This is a genomic window from Martelella sp. UBA3392 (assembly GCF_002358775.1).
Classification (GTDB): domain Bacteria; phylum Pseudomonadota; class Alphaproteobacteria; order Rhizobiales; family Rhizobiaceae; genus Martelella; species Martelella mediterranea.
Genome location: NZ_DEPM01000302.1, coordinates 1 through 14,947, shown reverse-complemented (window position 1 = coordinate 14,947; position 14,947 = coordinate 1). Strand labels below are relative to the sequence as shown.

Genomic DNA, 14,947 nt, shown 5'->3' with positions numbered 1-14,947 from the left:
GGCTGGCGCTGCGGGCGGGATCGCGTCGTCGCTGGCAGCGGGGTATTTTACCCGCAATCCTGTTCAGGTGGACGAGAGCCTTTCGGCGAGTGACCAGCAGGCGCAGCGGATCGCGAAGGAACAGCGCATCGCCGCCGTCTGGTCGGCTGTTGCTGGCTATGCGGCGTCCGGCGGCGATGGCGATAGCGTTTTTGCCGACGCGTCCATTGGCCAGTCGGCGATCGCGAATAATCGACAGCTGCATATCCGCGAAATCGAACTGATCGAGGAATACAGCGACGAATTTGCCCAATTCCTTGGGCTGTGCGGTGGCGATACACCATGCAGCGCGGACGATCTGGCCGAGGCGGAACGGCGGCTTGCCCAACAGGCCTATCGCCAGGTGCAGGCGGGCTACGATGTCATTACCAATGGTCAGTGGGATAGCCAGGCTCAGACATTCCTGAGCGAACTTGGCCAGCAGGTCGGGATGATCGACGGCGTGATGGCGTTCCGGGCCTCGCATGACAGCGGCGGCCTGCTCGGCTTCGGTGCGATCGACGGCGATTGGGACAATACCGAGCTCCTGCTTGACGAACTGCAGTCAAATCCCGCCGCACTCGGTTTCTACAAGGAAAACGGCCTTGTGGTTCCGCCGTCTTCGATTGTCGGGCTCTCGGTCGACATCTGGGATCGTACGCGTGAACAGGAGGCCTATAACACAGCCGTTCAGTTGGCGGTGATTGCCACTGCTAGCATCGGGGCAGCAGCTGCCGGCGTGGCGGTGGAGGGCATCCTGGCCTCCTGTGCGGAACCGGTCCACTGCATTGCGATGCTCGGCACGTTTGCCGCAGATGCCGTGGGTAGCGAGTTCGCCGGAACCTCGCTGGTTCCCGTCGTCGTAGGCGGCAGCGTTATGTACAAAAACGCCGCCGGAGAGATCGTCGCAAAGCTTGACGATGCGGGCCGGATGGTTACGGTGAATGCTGGGAATAGTGGACCACGGTTCATAACTCGAGCTGATGGTCAGACTTTAGATACAGGTTCAATAAAAATTCCTGGGCCTACTAACTCGCCATATGGGAAAATGGACTACCTTCTGGGCAAGGTGCCAGGAAATCAGGATAGTATAGGTAAAGGTGGGTATTTCGAAGGGGCATTGGGTTTTAAGTCGAGTGACGAGCTTGCGAGTGCTATGGAAAGCCACCTAAAGGACAATTTTAGCGATGCGGTGATCACAGGTAACAAAGTTGAAGTAACGGCCCCTATAACCGGGCCTAATGGGGTGACGGCGAACGTTAAGGCGGCGTGGCAAGTGAAGGCTGACGGCTCGGTGAGCTTTGTTACCGCGTTCCCCGGTCCTAGGCAGTAGGAGTTTTATGAAAAGTTTTTCTTGTGTAGCGCACAGGGTCGTTTTTGGTCTTCTTAAGAAGGAAGAAAGTGCCGGATATTCGAAATACGAGCTGCGTAGAAATGGCATGGTTCTAGGGGCATGTGAGTTTCCTTCTCATATGGCTCCGAAATTTTCTGTCTCAGTTGATGGTAGCTTCGCGGTTTACGGCGGCTGCAATGCCTATTTGGTGGGCAAAGGTCAGGGGATGACAAGTTTCGAAGAGCAGGAAGAGATCAGTAAAATTTGGTTTCTGGAAAATATGATTTTAGTTGAATGCGATACCCTTTTTGTCGGTCGATCGCGCACCGGGATGGAAACACAAAAGGAGTACTGGCATACCGAGATAATAACGTCATGTATTTTGAGGGACGCGAAGACTCTTGTTTTTCAAGACCTTGAGAATGGCGTCTATCAGATGAATGTTGAGGATTTTTTGGTTGTGCCTTCTGAATATCCTTTCGAAAAGTTGGGCTAACTATTTTTGCTTAAATCCCCTCCCGAACGGGGCCTTATTGATGAAGGGGAGTCCTCTCTTAGACGCTATAAAGCAGGTTCTATTGTCTCTAGAAGAGAAAGGGGAAATTGTTTTATGTTCCAGCACACCAGATATGCCAGCCCAAGTCATATTTGAAGCAGTAGAATGTTTTGTTCCAAGTAAAGAACTTTCCGGTGCTGAATTGTCGGGTTTGAGGGCGTTAGTATTTCATGCCGTCAACGATGAAAGATTTTTTGATTGGGATATGCCGACATTAACGGGGCTTTCTGCGGAAGAATTTCGAGCGGTCGCTGATAAACTTCCCAAAGGCTAAGTATACGCCTCTGTCCCAACCTACTGTTTTTGGCGTGAAAGTGTTATAATTTTCGGCCTGTCATCGGCCGTCTAAGGCACGGATTTCTGCTCGGCCTTCTCGCGCTCGCTTTTGAACACGTTCGTTAACCTGGCAGCTTGCCGCCGCCAATGCGTTCGCCTCCAGCTTCCTGGTGGAAAGCCTCGACGGCATGGTCTCCGGCTATTACGACCTCGGCGACATCCTCGCCGGTGCCACCTTCTCCGCCGTCACCGCGGGCCTGACGGAGGGGATCGGGCTGGAGGCGCTCGGGATTACCGACAAAACCCATCCTGACCTGTGCGATGGTATCATCAATGGTTTCGGCAAGGGCAATCTGAGCCTTGCCAACATCATCGACGGCGCGCTGGACGGGATGATCACGTCGGGCCTGTCGTCAGCCGTCTACGGCACGGATTTCGGGTCGTCCTTCTCGCGCTCGCTCCTGAACACGGTCGTCAGCCTGACGCTGGCCGATGTGCAGTTCGAGATCGGTAAACTTGGTCTTGAGGAGGGATCTTTTCCCCACGCGATGCTCCACGGCCTTGCCGGGTGTGCGGCTGCCGAAGCGACAGGCGTGTCGTGTGCGGCGGGTGCCGCCGGGGCCATAGCGCAAAGCCTTTATGCCGGAACGACAGATGAGTTCGGGCGACATTTAAACGCAGAGGAATATACCAACACGGCCGAGTTCATTGGTGCTTTCGCAGGCTTCCTGCTGTCAAGCGGCAATGCTGAGAACGTCAATGTTGCTGCTTTGGTAGCTGAATCCGGTTTTGAGAACAACGCCCTGTGTGGCGGGTGACCTGAGACCCGACTTCCCTCCATTTTTCCGGAGAGTCTTGGGTTTTTTTGCGAGGCTTAAAAAGCTATGGTCCGCATTCTTATGCGTGCCTTACCAATTACGACGATGGTTCGTATATGCAGGTTGCAGGCGGAAGAGTGACTTGTGTTCTTGAGTTGCGAGATCAACAAGCGTCCAAGCATTGGCGTGCCTATTTAGAAAAAGCAAAAGTTCCATTTGAGGGAGAACAGACACTGATGTTTGGTGGTGGGCATATGAAATGCATCCCGATGAAATACTCTTTATTGATGATGTTGTTGAGGCTTTTAAATCCTTTTATGAAAAGAAGCCTTTTCCTGTGGAAATCAAATGGCGCGATATGTCTCATGCCATGGGCTTGAGTTGATTTGCGCTTTACCTTTCTAGGATTCCCCTTGGTATAACTATGATATGGGGCTTCGACATGATTTTTTCTCTTTCCGGCTCTCAATCCGTGACAAATGCATTTCGGGTCGGCGACGGCCTTCAACCGTCCGGACGCGGAGCCATGATCGCATGAAAACGCAACGGCCGCTCGACCCGCACAACCCGTTCTGGACCGACATACTGGCGCTTTATCGCCGCGATGGTGTCTCAGGCGCCTGCCTCTCATTGCAGGATAGCCATGAGATCGACGTTGTGCTGCTCCTGTTTTTCCGTCTTTGCGATACCAGACACCTGCCGCTTGATGACGATATGCTCGTTGCAGCAGAAGTCGCCGTAGAACCTTGGCGCAAAACGTCATCATCCCGCTGCGCCATGCTCGACGCTTTGCAAAACCGCTTGCAGGCGATCCGGCGATTGCCGCGAACCGGGAGGCGATCAAGGCCCGGGAAATCGAGGCCGAACAGCTGGAACTGGCCATGCTCGTCCGGTTTCTGGGCGATGCCGGTCCAGCGCCATCCGCCCCGCCTTTCGACAATGCCGACCGGTTCCTGACCGGAAAGGGCGTGCCGGGCGACGCTATCGCCCGTTTCAACGCCCTGACCGCCTGCTCTGCTCCCGCGCCCATGCGATTGCCGCGTCCGGCAGTTCGTTGCGTTCGACATCCCATTCGAGCGGTGCCTTGGCATCAAGCCCGAGCTTTGCCGACATGCCCTCGCGCGAGGAAGGGTCGAGCCGGTTGCACAGCACATTCGGCACCACGAACATGTCGGTGTCGGCCTGAAAGCGCGTGGCCATGGCCCACAGAACCTCTTCCTCGCGGGCAAGCTCGATGTCGTCATCCACCGCCACGGCGAATTTGACGTAAGGGTCGAGCCCGAACAGCATCATCAGCGCCTGGCGCGCCACAGGCGGCCGGCAGCAGTGTGGTTGACCCAAAGCTTCCGACCTATGCCGAACGGCTGCGGTATGAGGGAGACCTGCGCCGGCAGAAGAGTCTTGCTACTTCCTTTGGGCGTGGCGGCCGGGCAGGGCAATCCTCGATGTGATTCTGCGAGCCTGGAACGGCTAAATGCGCTTTTGAGACAGAGGAGGGCCCGAGTTGGATCGATTACTCGGTAACGAGACGCTAGCGCGATGACATCTGGTCTGGAAGGGGACGAGCTTGTCACTCTTCGTTTGGAAATGCGGCGCGCCAACGTTCGCGGAAAATATATCGCTTCTGCCGGTCGAGCGCGATCAGAAGCGTCGGAGAAAGCGGGATCAGGCGTTCATTGGACTGCGCTGCTTCCGGCAATTCGAGCGGCGAACCATCGTCATCATCCAGCCGGACCAGCAGCAGCGCCTTTTCGAGCGCTTTGCGGCCGGCGCGCGAAAGAAGGTAATCGAGAAAGTCCGCGGCCAGCGCCTTCGCGGCGGCATCGCGCGGTATCATCGCGCCGCGCGAAAGGATGAGCGTGTAGTCGCTGGGCGCGATGATGCCGAGCCGCGGGTCTTTCTCGGCGCGGGCCAGCGCATAGGACCCGAGAATATTGTAGGCAATGAGGTACTTGCCCTCAATCACCGCATCGATGATTTCGGCGGAACAGCAGGTCGCGACCGCGCCGCTGCGGCCGAAGGACTCCATCAGGCCGCCAAAGGTGGTTGCCTCGAGCGAATCGGCAAAAGCCAGGAGATAGCCGAGCCCGGATGTCTCGATATCATAGGTCGCCAGCCGCCCCCGGTAGCGGCTGGTTTCCGGGCGAAGCAGATCGAGAAGGTCGAAGCGCGATCGCGGGACATCCATGGCGGGCACCAGCTCGGCATTGTAGACCATCACCGCGGGCTCGCGCGAGATACCCCAGAGCTGGTCGCGCCATCTGAACTCGCTTGGAAGCGATGCGGTCTGATCGGACCGGTATGTCGCGGCGCAGCCGTCATTGACCAGCCGCACCATCTGGTCGACCGCCGAACTGATGACGAGGTCGGCATCGGCGATCCCTCCGGCGCATTCCGTGGCTGTAAGCTCGTAGAGATCGTTGGAGCCCCACTGCTCATATTCGATCCTGAGATTCGGCTTTCCCGCCAGATAGCTCTCGAGCACCGGCCTCATGACCGTAAGATCCGTGGTCGAGCGGATGACGAGCGGTTCTGCCGCGGCCGGCCCGAACGCCTCCGACAGTTCCTGCGCCGCGGCGGGAAAGGACCAGACGAGGAAAAGAACACAAGCGAGATGGCGCATGTCGTTATCCGTCCTTGGGCAGGTCGAGGGCGGCCTCGAACCCGCCGCCGGTTGCATGAAACGATATCCACCCGGCGTGGCTCGCAGCAACCGCATGCGCAATCGCGAGCCCCAGACCGCCGCTTCCCTTGCTCTGATCGCCGGCGAAACGCATGCCCGGCTCGTCGAGAATCTCCGCTGGCGGGCCATCGCCCTTATCGTAGACCCAAAGGATCGCGCGGTCACCGCTGCGCACACCGATCCGCACCGGCGGACGCCCGTGATTGAGGGCATTGCCGAGCAGGTTCTTGGCCGCCTCGGCAAGTGACATCATGTCGCCGCGGACCATCACCGGTGAATCAGGAAGGTCAAGGGAAACCGCGTACTGTTTCCCGAAAGCACCCGGCTCGTTCGCCTCGAAAGCCTCGATCGCGACATCGCGGAGGTCGACGAGCGCGCGGGGGGCCGTATCCGCGCGGTGTATGATCATCGCATGGTTCAGCATCTGGTCCAGCAGGTGACTGAGGCTCACGGCGCGCTCATGAATGCGGGCCACCATTTTTTCCCGACGCGCGGCATCGGGTTCTTCCGCTGCCAACTGGGCTTGCGCACGAATGGCGGCAACGGGGGTGCGAAGCTGGTGCGCGGCATCTCCGATCAGGTTTCGGTTGGTTGTCATCTGATGGTCGAGACGCGCCATGAATCCGTTCAGCGACTCGACGAGCGTTGCGACCTCGGACGGGGCGGACAGATCGATGGGGGTCAGGTCTGTCGGGTCGCGCTGCCTGAGCGCGAAACCGATACGCGGCAGAGGCAGAAGCGCCGAGCGCATCACCAACCACGCAAAGAACGCCATGGCCGCGCCGGCTGCGCCCAGAACGATGAGCGCGTTCTGCGCGATATCGCGGGCCAGTTCCGTGCGCGCCTTCAATGTCTGACCCACGATGACCTGCACCGGTCCCGAAAAACTGCGTTCCGCAAACCGGCGCACAAGACTGACATAGCGCGCTTTTTCGCTCCCGAACGCCCCGTCATAGAACACGACATCGCCTTCCTCCCGTGGCAAGGGCGCGGTATCGTAACCGGTCAATGTCTCTCCGTCCGGACCGACGATGCGGTAGCTGATGCGGTCATCGGGCGCGAGCGCCAGCAGCTCGAACGCCGAGATCGGCATGTCGACCAGTGCTGCGCCGTCGCGTACCGTGATGGATTCCGCGATGTCGCTCGCCGCGCCGACAAGCAGCCGGTCATAGGCCTCGCGCGCCGCTTGGCGGCCATAGGCAAGGGCTGCCACCAGAACCATCGCGCCGCCGACGGCCAGCACGGCGGCCATCGCGAGCGCGACACGGCTCTTGAGTGACAGTGTTCCGCGCAGGCCGGCCGCCTTACTCATCGCGGACATCCAGCCGGTATCCAAGACCGCGATGCGTCTCGATCGCGACGCCGGCGCCCGCCAGCTTCTTGCGCAGCCGGGCCACGTAAAGCTCCACCGTATTCAGGCCGACATCCGTGTTGTCGAATGAAAACAGGCCGTCGAAAAGGCGCTCCTTGGACATGATCTGACCGCGATGGGCCGCGAGAAGATTGAGCAGCGCCATTTCGCGGCGGGTCATGCTGACGAGGTCGCCGTCGCATCGCACGGTCTGTCCGGCCGTGTCGATCACCAGTCGGCCCAGCGTGAGCTGGCTGTCGGCCAGGCCGCGATTGCGGCGCGTCAGCACACGCAGTCGCGCCTCCAGTTCGCGCAGGTCGAATGGCTTGACCAGATAGTCGTCCGCGCCTTCGTCCAGTGCGCCGACGCGGGAGGATACGTCGAAGCGCGCCGTCAGCATCAGGACCGGCGTGCGGTTGTCATCGCGGCGCAAGCTGCGCAGAAATCCACGACCGTCCCCGTCCGGCAGGTTGATGTCGAGCACGATCACGTCGAACGCCTGCGCTTCGAGAAGAGCCGCCGCGTGCGCGATGTCGGCTGCGATGTCGCAGACAAAGCCTGCCCGCGCCAGGCTCGCCGCCACGGCCTCGGCGACATCCGCCGCATCCTCCACGATCAGTACCCGCATTTCGTTTCGCTGCTCCTCCGCCGGCTACAGTATACCCGCCTCCACCAGGGCGAAAGTCTCCCTGGCAAGCGATGACAGGTTGGTGACAGCTTGTCCTGATAGGGTGAGCCGATCGGGCAGCAAACAAAGATGTCCGGTCATGCTTTTTTGGAGGAGAGAACATGAATTTTTCATTTCCCGGGCGCAGCCTTCTGGTTGCCGCCGCACTCACCCTTGCACCGCTTGCGGCTTCCGCGCAGGATTTCACGCCCGAAAATCCCGAATGTATCGCTCCCGCCAATCCCGGCGGCGGCTGGGACTTCACCTGCCGGCAGGTGGGCAAGACCATGCAGGATCTCGATATCATCCCGTCCACCATGCAGGTCGTGAACCTTTCGGGCGGCGGCGGCGGCGTGGCGTTTGCCGAGGTCGTGAACAAGCGAAATGACGACAACGACCTCATCGTCGCTGCCTCATCCGCGACGGCCACGCGCCTCGCGCAGAACGCGTTTCCGGGCAACACGATGGACCAGGTGCGCTGGATCGGGGCCGTCGGCGCCGACTACGGCGTCATTGCGGTCGCTGCCGATAGCGACATCGATACGCTTCCGCAACTGATGGATCAGATCAAGGAAGATCCGACCTCGGTCGCAATCGGCGGCGGTTCGGCCGTGGGCGGTTGGGATCATCTCAAGGTGCTGATCGCTGCGCAGAAGGCCGGCATCGAGGACGTGCGCAAGGTCAAGTACATCGCGTTTGCCGGTGGCGGCGAAGCCGTCACGCAGCTCCTTGCCGGTTCGCTCCAGGCCTTTACCGGCGACCTGTCCGAAGCCAAGGGCTTCGTCGAATCCGGCGACATCAAGGTGCTTGCCGTCCTGGCCCCCGAACGCCTCAGCGGCGAATTCGCCGAATTCCCGACCGCCAGGGAGCAGGGCATCGACGCCATCGGCGCCAACTGGCGCGGTTTTTACGGCCCGGGCAAGATGAGCGACGCAGCCTACAACTACTGGGTCGATGCAGTGGGCACGCTCTATGGCTCCGATGAATGGAAGGCCGTGATGGAACGGAACGGGCTTGCCCCTCTCGACCTGCAGGGCGAGGAATTCCAGCAGTTCGTGGCTGAATCGGTGCAGAACATCACCGACCTGTCGAAACAGATCGGCATCCTGCAGTAACCGTCCGCAATACCGGAAAAGCGCCCTCGCACGCCGCTGCGGGGGCCTGACAGTATCATCGTTTATTGTGAGGATAGAATGAGCGATCGCATTTTTGGCGGGATCGGCTTGGTTATCGCCATCTTCTTCGCCTGGCAGGCCTCGATCATCCAGGAAAGCTTTCTGACTGACGCCGTCGGCCCGAAAGTCTTTCCCTACATCATCGCTGCCGTGATGGGTATTTCCTCGGTCTACTTCCTGTTGAAGCCGGACCCCGAGCCGCACTGGCCGCGCGCCGGACGTCTTGCGGAGATCGGCCTGGCCGTGCTGGTTCTCGCCGCCTATGCCGAGCTGCTGCCGGTTGCCGGATTCGTGATCGCCACGGCAGTCGCCGCGGCTTACCTGACCTGGCGCCTCGGCTCGCGCCCGGTCGAAAGTCTCATCATCGGCATCGGCACATCGGTCGGCATCTACATTATCTTCCACCTGGTTCTCGGTCTTTCCCTGGCCCGCGGCCCGTTCGGATTCTGAGGAGGAACCGATGGAAACGCTTTCTTCACTGGCCGATGGCTTCGTCGTCGCCCTGACCTGGCAGAACCTCGCGCTCGCGCTGCTCGGTTGCTTTCTCGGCACGATCATGGGGGCGCTTCCCGGTCTGGGGCCGTCGAATGGCGTCGCGATCCTCATTCCGCTGGCATTCACGCTCGGCCTCGGCGCCACGCCGTCGCTTATCCTGCTGACCTCGGTCTATTACGGCGCCATGTATGGCGGCCGCATCTCCTCTATCCTGCTGAACATACCCGGCGACGAGCCGGCGATGATGACGTGTCTCGACGGCTATCCCATGGCCCAGCAGGGCCGCGCCGGGGAGGCGCTGGCGCTGTCCGGCATCGCCTCCTTCGTCGGCTCGTTTTTCGCCACATGGGGCCTCGTCCTTCTGGCGCCGCAACTGGTCAAGGTGGCGCTTCTGTTCGGTCCCGCCGAATATTTCGCGCTGTTCACGCTGGCCTTCGCGACGCTCGGCGGCATCTCGTCGACCAACCAGGCGAAAGCCGCCTTTGCGGCGGCACTGGGGCTTGCGCTGGCAATGATCGGCGTTGACACCCAGACCGGCGTCCCCCGCTTCACTTTCGGCGAGGTGCATCTTTATGATGGGATCGACTTCCTCGTCGCCATCGTCGGCCTGTTTGCCCTGTCGGAGGTCTTCGTCTTCCTGGAGCATCGGGGCACCGATAGCGACATTTCCGCGAAGCCCAAGATGAAAATCGGCCGGATTACGCCGTCCTGGAAACTGATCCGTTCATGCACGCCGACCATGTTGCGCACCACGGGCCTTGGCTTCATCGCCGGCGTCTTGCCGGGTGCGGGCGCCTCGCTCGGATCGTTTATCTCCTATTCGATGGAAAAGCGGCTGGTCGACCGCGAGGGCACGTTCGGCAAGGGCGATCCGCGCGGCGTGGCTGCACCGGAAGCAGGCAACAACGCGGCCGCCGGTGGCGCGCTGGTGCCGATGCTGGCGCTTGGCGTTCCCGGCTCCGGCACGACCGCGGTTCTGCTCGCCGTTCTGCTGTCGCTCAACATCACGCCCGGCCCGCTGCTGTTCTCGCAAAACCCGGACGTGGTCTGGGGGCTGATCGCGGCGCTGTTCATCGCCAATTTCATGCTGCTCGCCATGAACATACCCATGGTCGGCTTCTTCACGCGCCTGTTACTCGTGCCGCCGCGCATCCTCATGCCGATCGTCGCCATGATCTCCTTCGTCGGGATCTACGGCATCTCCGGCTCGAGCTTCGACCTGCTCGTCATGGTCGGTTTCGGCATCATGGGCTGGGTCCTGCGCAAGATGGACGTGCCGCTCGTCCCGGTCATTCTCGGCACGCTTCTCGGAAACGAGATGGAGGTGAATTTCCGCCGCGCCGTGAATATCGCCAATGGCGACTACCTCACGCTCTTCGCTTCACCGCTGTCGATCACGCTTTGGGCCATCGCCATCGTCGGTTTCGTTCTGCCGATCTTCCTCGGCCGTCTGCGGCAGCTGAAAAGAATGAGACTGGACGACGAAGGCGGCGTTCGGGACTGATCTGCCGGAATGGAGCGGCGGCGGGTGGTCATGCAGGCTGTATGGCCATCCGCCGCCACGTCCGCAAGTCCTGGATCCCGATCAACGAGATCGTGACTGCAATCGGGCTTCGCCTATGTAAAATCCGCTTCACAATTGACCATATGCAATCTCGGAGATAATGATAGCTGATGGCAAGCGTATTGGTTCTGGTAGTGGTGATCGCGCGCATGGGCAGGACGGTGTAACCGTCCGGCAACCGCCGCCCATGCGCCGAAAACAAGGTCCCTGACGGGGCCTTTTTTTTATGCCCCGTCGCACCTTCACCCCCATATCGACGGAATCGCAATATGACCAGCGACAAGGCCAAACGTAGTAACTTCGAGGATTCCCTTCGCAACCCTTTGAATGGAGGCGCAATCGTCCTTCGGGCGCTTCGAGATAACGGAGTCGAACACATCTTCGGCTATCCAGGTGCAGCGGTCCTGCCCATCTATGACGAAATCTTTCAGCAAGATGACATCAAGCACTACCTAGTACGCCACGAGCAAGGCGCCGGGCATGCCGCGCAGGGCTATGCCCGTTCGACCGGCAAGGTCGGGGTGATGCTGGTAACATCGGGCCCGGGCGTGACCAATGCCATCACGCCGCTGCAGGATGCCCTGGCCGATTCCACCCCTATCGTCTGCCTTTGCGGACAGGTTCCCACAACGCTGATCGGGACCGATGCATTTCAGGAGTGCGATACGGTCGGGATAACACGACCCTGCACCAAGTATAACATTCTGGTCAGTCACATCGACGACTTGGCCAAAGCCATCCATCTCGCTTTCAAAGTTGCGACGTCCGGACGACCGGGGCCGGTGCTCGTCGACATGCCGAAGGATGTCCTATTCGCGAGCGGAGAGTATGTGCTGCCGGACGCGGTTCTGTCCCATGCGCACTGCCGGCCCGCCGTGCAAGACGATCACAATGCGATCCGATCGGCTGTCGCGTTGATGACCAAGGCCCGGCGACCCGTCCTCTATATCGGAGGCGGTGTCACGAATGCGGGGCCTGAAGCGTGGCGACTGCTCCGCACATTTGCCGAACTCACGAATGTCCCGGTCACATCCACCCTCATGGGGCTAGGAGCGTATCCCGCATCCGGCTCCAACTGGTTGCAAATGGCAGGCGAACCAGGCTCCCACGCCGCCAACAGGGCGATCGGGGCTTGCGATCTGCTGATCGCTGTCGGCGCAAGACTTGACGGTTTGATCACTCAGGATCCTGATGCACGGTCTCCCTGCTCGAGAACGATCCAGGTGGACATCGATGCGGCGGCAATCAACAAGCGTGTTCCCGTCGATATCGGTATTCAGGGGAACGCATCACACGTGCTGGCGGAGATGATCCGGACATGGCGCTCGCTGTGCGGCGCTCCCGACCGATCCCGGTTGCGGAACTGGTGGGCACAAATCGACGGTTGGCGAGCACAGAAATCATACCCGTGCGAGCCAGCGAATGAAGCCATCACACCGCAGCACGCATTGGAACGCCTGCATGCACTGACAATGATGCACGATCCGATCGTGACCGCCGAGATGGGCCAGCAGATCGCGGTGGCGCAGATCTTCGGTTTCGAGAGACCCAATCGTTTCATCACATCCGGTGGACTGGCGACAATGGGCTTCGGTCTTCCTGCCGCCCTTGGCGCACAGATCGCCAACCCAGACCGGCTCGTCATCGCCGTCACCGGCGACGCATCGGTACAAACGACGATAAAGGAACTGTCATCGGCAATACAGCACCAAGCGCCGATCAAGATCTTCATCTTGCGAGGCGAGCATCCAGGCGGCCTCCGGGGTGCTGGTCAAGTTTCTGATAGAAAAACTCGGACCCACGCCTATTGGGCTTCAGTGCCGGATTTCGCCGAGCTTGCCAAAGCGTATGGCGCCGTCGGTCTTCGCTGTGAGAAGCGTTCCGAACTTGACCCGATGATCGAGGAGATGATCGAGACAGACCGGTCCGTCGTTTTCGATTGCCGGGTCGCGCGGGGTGCGGACGATCCCCGGGTCGGATGACGGGAGAAGTTTCCCATTCCACATCCTGGCGGCTCCAGGCAGCCGCCAGTTGATTGAACTTGGGGAGTACTCGTGTTGGTTTCCACGCGGAACTGATCCGGTGGGGGTGCGGATAAAAACTTGGACTGCTTCATAATTTCAGGCCGAAGCTTTGTCGATACTCGACCAGGCTCAGTGATCCGAGCGATATCTTGATACGCTTCTTATTGTACCAGCGTATGTAGGCATCCACTTCGGCGACGAACTGTTCGATCGTGACGGCCTTCCAGTCACGTGGATAGAAGAGCTCTGTTTTCAGTCTGCCGAAGAACCCTTCGCACGCGGCGTTGTCTTGCGAGCAATCCTTTCGGGACATCGAACGAACCAGCTGCGCATCGCTGATCCTGTTGAGCCAGCCAGGCCAGCGATAATGGGCTCCGCGATCGGAATGGATGATTGGCCGTTGTTTGCCGTCGTCCACGGTCCCGATGGCTGCATCCAGCATGGTATTGACGAGGCCCGCATCTGGTTGGTTCCGATGGACCAGTTGATCACCTTGCCGTCTGGAATCTGGAACTCGGTGATGTCTGTGAGCTATTTCACGTTGGGTGCTTTTGCATGGAAGTCCCGATTGTTCAGGTTCTCGGGCGCGGGATTGATCTCTCCCAGATAGGATCCAAACCGCCGTCGACGCGGCTTGGCAACGATCAGTTTCTCCTGCTTCATCAAGCGTTGAACAACCTTTTCCGAGATTGTCACGCTCTGTCTGGCCAGCGATTTCTGCAATTTCCGGTAGCCGTAGCAACGACGATTTGCTTCAAAGATTTTCGCTAAGCTGAGGCGGACGGCAGCATACGTGTCTGCCAGACACATGCGTGTGCGGTGGTAGAAGTACGAGCTTCGGGCAATTCGCAGCGCGGCGAGCAGCTCTGGCAAGCGATACACTTCTTTGAGGGCGTCGATCAGCTGTGTCTTCTCCCGATTACTCAGGATTTGCAGATCGACGCCCAGATCGATATGCCGCGACCCCAGGGCTACCTTATTAAAACATTGAATATAAATAATAATTTACGTCTATTGGTGTCCAGAGTGATTCGGTATGCACGCGTATGCCCATCGGCACAAAGCATTGAAATAAAAGACAGTTTTATTTGTTCCCTTGCACCGGTTCTCGACCTGAAGGCCGCAATCAAGCTGCGCAGCGTTTTTCATGGACAATCCTTGCAGATGTCGGATGCCTTCGCCGTGACGGATGTAAATTCACTGGTGCAGACATGCGCCTGCATCCGCCATGGACGACGGATGTCTCGTCGATGAAGACGAGATGGTCTGATTGCTCGCGCATCCGCGGCTGACGCTATATTTTCCGGGCTTCGGCGATGTCAGCGCGTTCCCCGTCAATTCCGGCATGGTGATATCGGGCTGTCTCGACCGCTTTTCAAGCCGATGATCTAAGTCGCTGCGCTTGCGGGACGAACGGACTGACGTTCGACCAGGCGTACGGGGATGAAGTGGTGGGAGGAGGGGGCGTTGGCCGGGCCGGTGATGGCTTTCAGCGTGGCCTGGGTCAGCGAGGACAGCGACTGGCTGACGGTGGTGAGCTGGTGTGAGGACCAGTCGGAAATTGGCGCGTCGTCGAACCCGATCACGGAGACGTCTTTTGGAACGGACAGGCCGAGTTCGTGGCGGGCGGTGTTCATCACGCCCAGCGCGATTTCGTCGGTGACCCCGAAAATTCCGTCGGTGCCCGGCTTGGCGAGAAGCCCGTGGGCGGCCTCGACGCCGGTCTCGTAGGTGTTGCGCCCCCGGCTCCACTGGGTGACCGGAACATGATGATCCTTCATCACGGTGATGAACGCTTCCGCGCGTGCGAGTTTGGCGGAGGTGCGGGAGCCGGACAGGACAACGGCCACGTTGCTGCAACCGGCCGCAATCAGCCGCCGCGCCGCCAGCGCGCCGCCGGCCGCCGAATCCGCCTCGATCTGATCGACAAGACCGATTTTCTCCGGCAGCGGCCGGTTGATGAGAACGAGACGCGCGCCATTGGCGG

The 14,947-nt window shown here is 59.8% G+C and carries 14 protein-coding genes and 2 pseudogenes; 10 read left to right on the top strand and 6 right to left on the bottom strand.

Annotated elements, in window-relative coordinates; translation table 11 throughout:
- From B4E36_RS23710 to B4E36_RS23685, 6 genes and pseudogenes are all read left to right on the top strand, one after another.
- A partial coding sequence (locus tag B4E36_RS23710; protein ID WP_345900896.1) for a hypothetical protein occupies positions 1 to 1,351 on the top strand: 1,351 nt, incomplete at its 5' end.
- 7 nt (positions 1,352 to 1,358) lie between these two features.
- Positions 1,359 to 1,847, top strand: coding sequence for a hypothetical protein (locus tag B4E36_RS23705; protein WP_292056364.1), 489 nt, complete (start codon positions 1,359 to 1,361; stop codon positions 1,845 to 1,847).
- Between the two features lie 82 nt (positions 1,848 to 1,929).
- Complete coding sequence (locus tag B4E36_RS23700; RefSeq protein ID WP_345900895.1) at positions 1,930 to 2,181, top strand: hypothetical protein; 252 nt, start codon at positions 1,930 to 1,932, stop codon at positions 2,179 to 2,181.
- Positions 2,182 to 2,371: 190 nt separating this feature from the next.
- Entirely contained in the window at positions 2,372 to 3,001 is a 630-nt protein-coding gene (locus B4E36_RS23695; protein WP_345900894.1) for a DUF637 domain-containing protein, read from the top strand.
- A gap of 116 nt (positions 3,002 to 3,117) precedes the next feature.
- Positions 3,118 to 3,381 carry a hypothetical protein gene (locus B4E36_RS23690; protein WP_292056358.1) on the top strand — a complete coding sequence of 88 codons (264 nt, stop codon included), beginning with the start codon at positions 3,118 to 3,120 and terminating at the stop codon, positions 3,379 to 3,381.
- Between the two features lie 49 nt (positions 3,382 to 3,430).
- A pseudogene (locus B4E36_RS23685) lies at positions 3,431 to 3,828 on the top strand (TIGR02444 family protein); the annotation flags it as partial.
- Positions 3,829 to 3,994: 166 nt separating this feature from the next.
- Here the strand turns inward: B4E36_RS23685 and B4E36_RS23680 are convergent.
- From B4E36_RS23680 to B4E36_RS23665, 4 genes are all read right to left on the bottom strand, one after another.
- Positions 3,995 to 4,342, bottom strand: a complete 348-nt coding sequence (locus B4E36_RS23680) for a UbiD family decarboxylase domain-containing protein (protein ID WP_292056356.1) — start codon at positions 4,340 to 4,342, stop codon at positions 3,995 to 3,997.
- Between the two features lie 229 nt (positions 4,343 to 4,571).
- Positions 4,572 to 5,624 (bottom strand): ABC transporter substrate-binding protein, encoded by a 1,053-nt coding sequence (locus B4E36_RS23675; RefSeq protein ID WP_345900893.1) that lies wholly within the window; start codon positions 5,622 to 5,624, stop codon positions 4,572 to 4,574.
- Between the two features lie 4 nt (positions 5,625 to 5,628).
- Entirely contained in the window at positions 5,629 to 6,996 is a 1,368-nt protein-coding gene (locus tag B4E36_RS23670; RefSeq protein WP_345900892.1) for a sensor histidine kinase, read from the bottom strand.
- Positions 6,989 to 7,663, bottom strand: coding sequence for a response regulator (locus B4E36_RS23665; protein WP_292056352.1), 675 nt, complete (start codon positions 7,661 to 7,663; stop codon positions 6,989 to 6,991). The genes B4E36_RS23670 and B4E36_RS23665 overlap by 8 nt, the downstream gene beginning before the upstream one ends.
- A 161-nt stretch (positions 7,664 to 7,824) precedes the next feature.
- Here B4E36_RS23665 and B4E36_RS23660 point away from each other — a divergent pair, with 161 nt between their 5' ends.
- The 4 genes from B4E36_RS23660 to ilvB all read left to right on the top strand — a co-directional run bounded on the left by B4E36_RS23660 (position 7,825) and on the right by ilvB (position 12,918).
- Positions 7,825 to 8,817, top strand: a complete 993-nt coding sequence (locus B4E36_RS23660) for a Bug family tripartite tricarboxylate transporter substrate binding protein (protein WP_292056350.1) — start codon at positions 7,825 to 7,827, stop codon at positions 8,815 to 8,817.
- A gap of 78 nt (positions 8,818 to 8,895) precedes the next feature.
- The gene (locus tag B4E36_RS23655) at positions 8,896 to 9,327 is read left to right on the top strand and encodes a tripartite tricarboxylate transporter TctB family protein (RefSeq protein ID WP_292056348.1); all 432 of its coding nucleotides are present in this window, start codon (positions 8,896 to 8,898) and stop codon (positions 9,325 to 9,327) included.
- A gap of 10 nt (positions 9,328 to 9,337) precedes the next feature.
- The gene (locus B4E36_RS23650) at positions 9,338 to 10,876 is read left to right on the top strand and encodes a tripartite tricarboxylate transporter permease (RefSeq protein ID WP_292056346.1); all 1,539 of its coding nucleotides are present in this window, start codon (positions 9,338 to 9,340) and stop codon (positions 10,874 to 10,876) included.
- Positions 10,877 to 11,205: 329 nt separating this feature from the next.
- Positions 11,206 to 12,918, top strand: a complete 1,713-nt coding sequence (gene ilvB, locus B4E36_RS23645) for a biosynthetic-type acetolactate synthase large subunit (RefSeq protein WP_292056343.1) — start codon at positions 11,206 to 11,208, stop codon at positions 12,916 to 12,918.
- Between the two features lie 130 nt (positions 12,919 to 13,048).
- Here ilvB and B4E36_RS23640 read toward each other — a convergent pair.
- A pseudogene (locus tag B4E36_RS23640) lies at positions 13,049 to 13,908 on the bottom strand (IS3 family transposase); the annotation flags it as partial.
- A 440-nt stretch (positions 13,909 to 14,348) separates the two neighbouring features.
- A partial coding sequence (locus B4E36_RS23635; protein WP_345900891.1) for a substrate-binding domain-containing protein occupies positions 14,349 to 14,947 on the bottom strand: 599 nt, incomplete at its 5' end.

Coding starts and splice junctions, on each gene's coding strand:
- B4E36_RS23705 (WP_292056364.1), top strand. CDS start 1,359: ATGAAAAGTTTTTCTTGTGTAGCGCACAGGGTCGTTTTTGGTCTTCTT.
- B4E36_RS23695 (WP_345900894.1), top strand. CDS start 2,372: ATGGTCTCCGGCTATTACGACCTCGGCGACATCCTCGCCGGTGCCACC.
- B4E36_RS23690 (WP_292056358.1), top strand. CDS start 3,118: ATGCAGGTTGCAGGCGGAAGAGTGACTTGTGTTCTTGAGTTGCGAGAT.
- B4E36_RS23675 (WP_345900893.1), bottom strand. CDS start 5,624: ATGCGCCATCTCGCTTGTGTTCTTTTCCTCGTCTGGTCCTTTCCCGCC.
- B4E36_RS23670 (WP_345900892.1), bottom strand. CDS start 6,996: ATGAGTAAGGCGGCCGGCCTGCGCGGAACACTGTCACTCAAGAGCCGT.
- B4E36_RS23665 (WP_292056352.1), bottom strand. CDS start 7,663: ATGCGGGTACTGATCGTGGAGGATGCGGCGGATGTCGCCGAGGCCGTG.
- B4E36_RS23660 (WP_292056350.1), top strand. CDS start 7,825: ATGAATTTTTCATTTCCCGGGCGCAGCCTTCTGGTTGCCGCCGCACTC.
- B4E36_RS23655 (WP_292056348.1), top strand. CDS start 8,896: ATGAGCGATCGCATTTTTGGCGGGATCGGCTTGGTTATCGCCATCTTC.
- B4E36_RS23650 (WP_292056346.1), top strand. CDS start 9,338: ATGGAAACGCTTTCTTCACTGGCCGATGGCTTCGTCGTCGCCCTGACC.
- ilvB (WP_292056343.1), top strand. CDS start 11,206: ATGACCAGCGACAAGGCCAAACGTAGTAACTTCGAGGATTCCCTTCGC.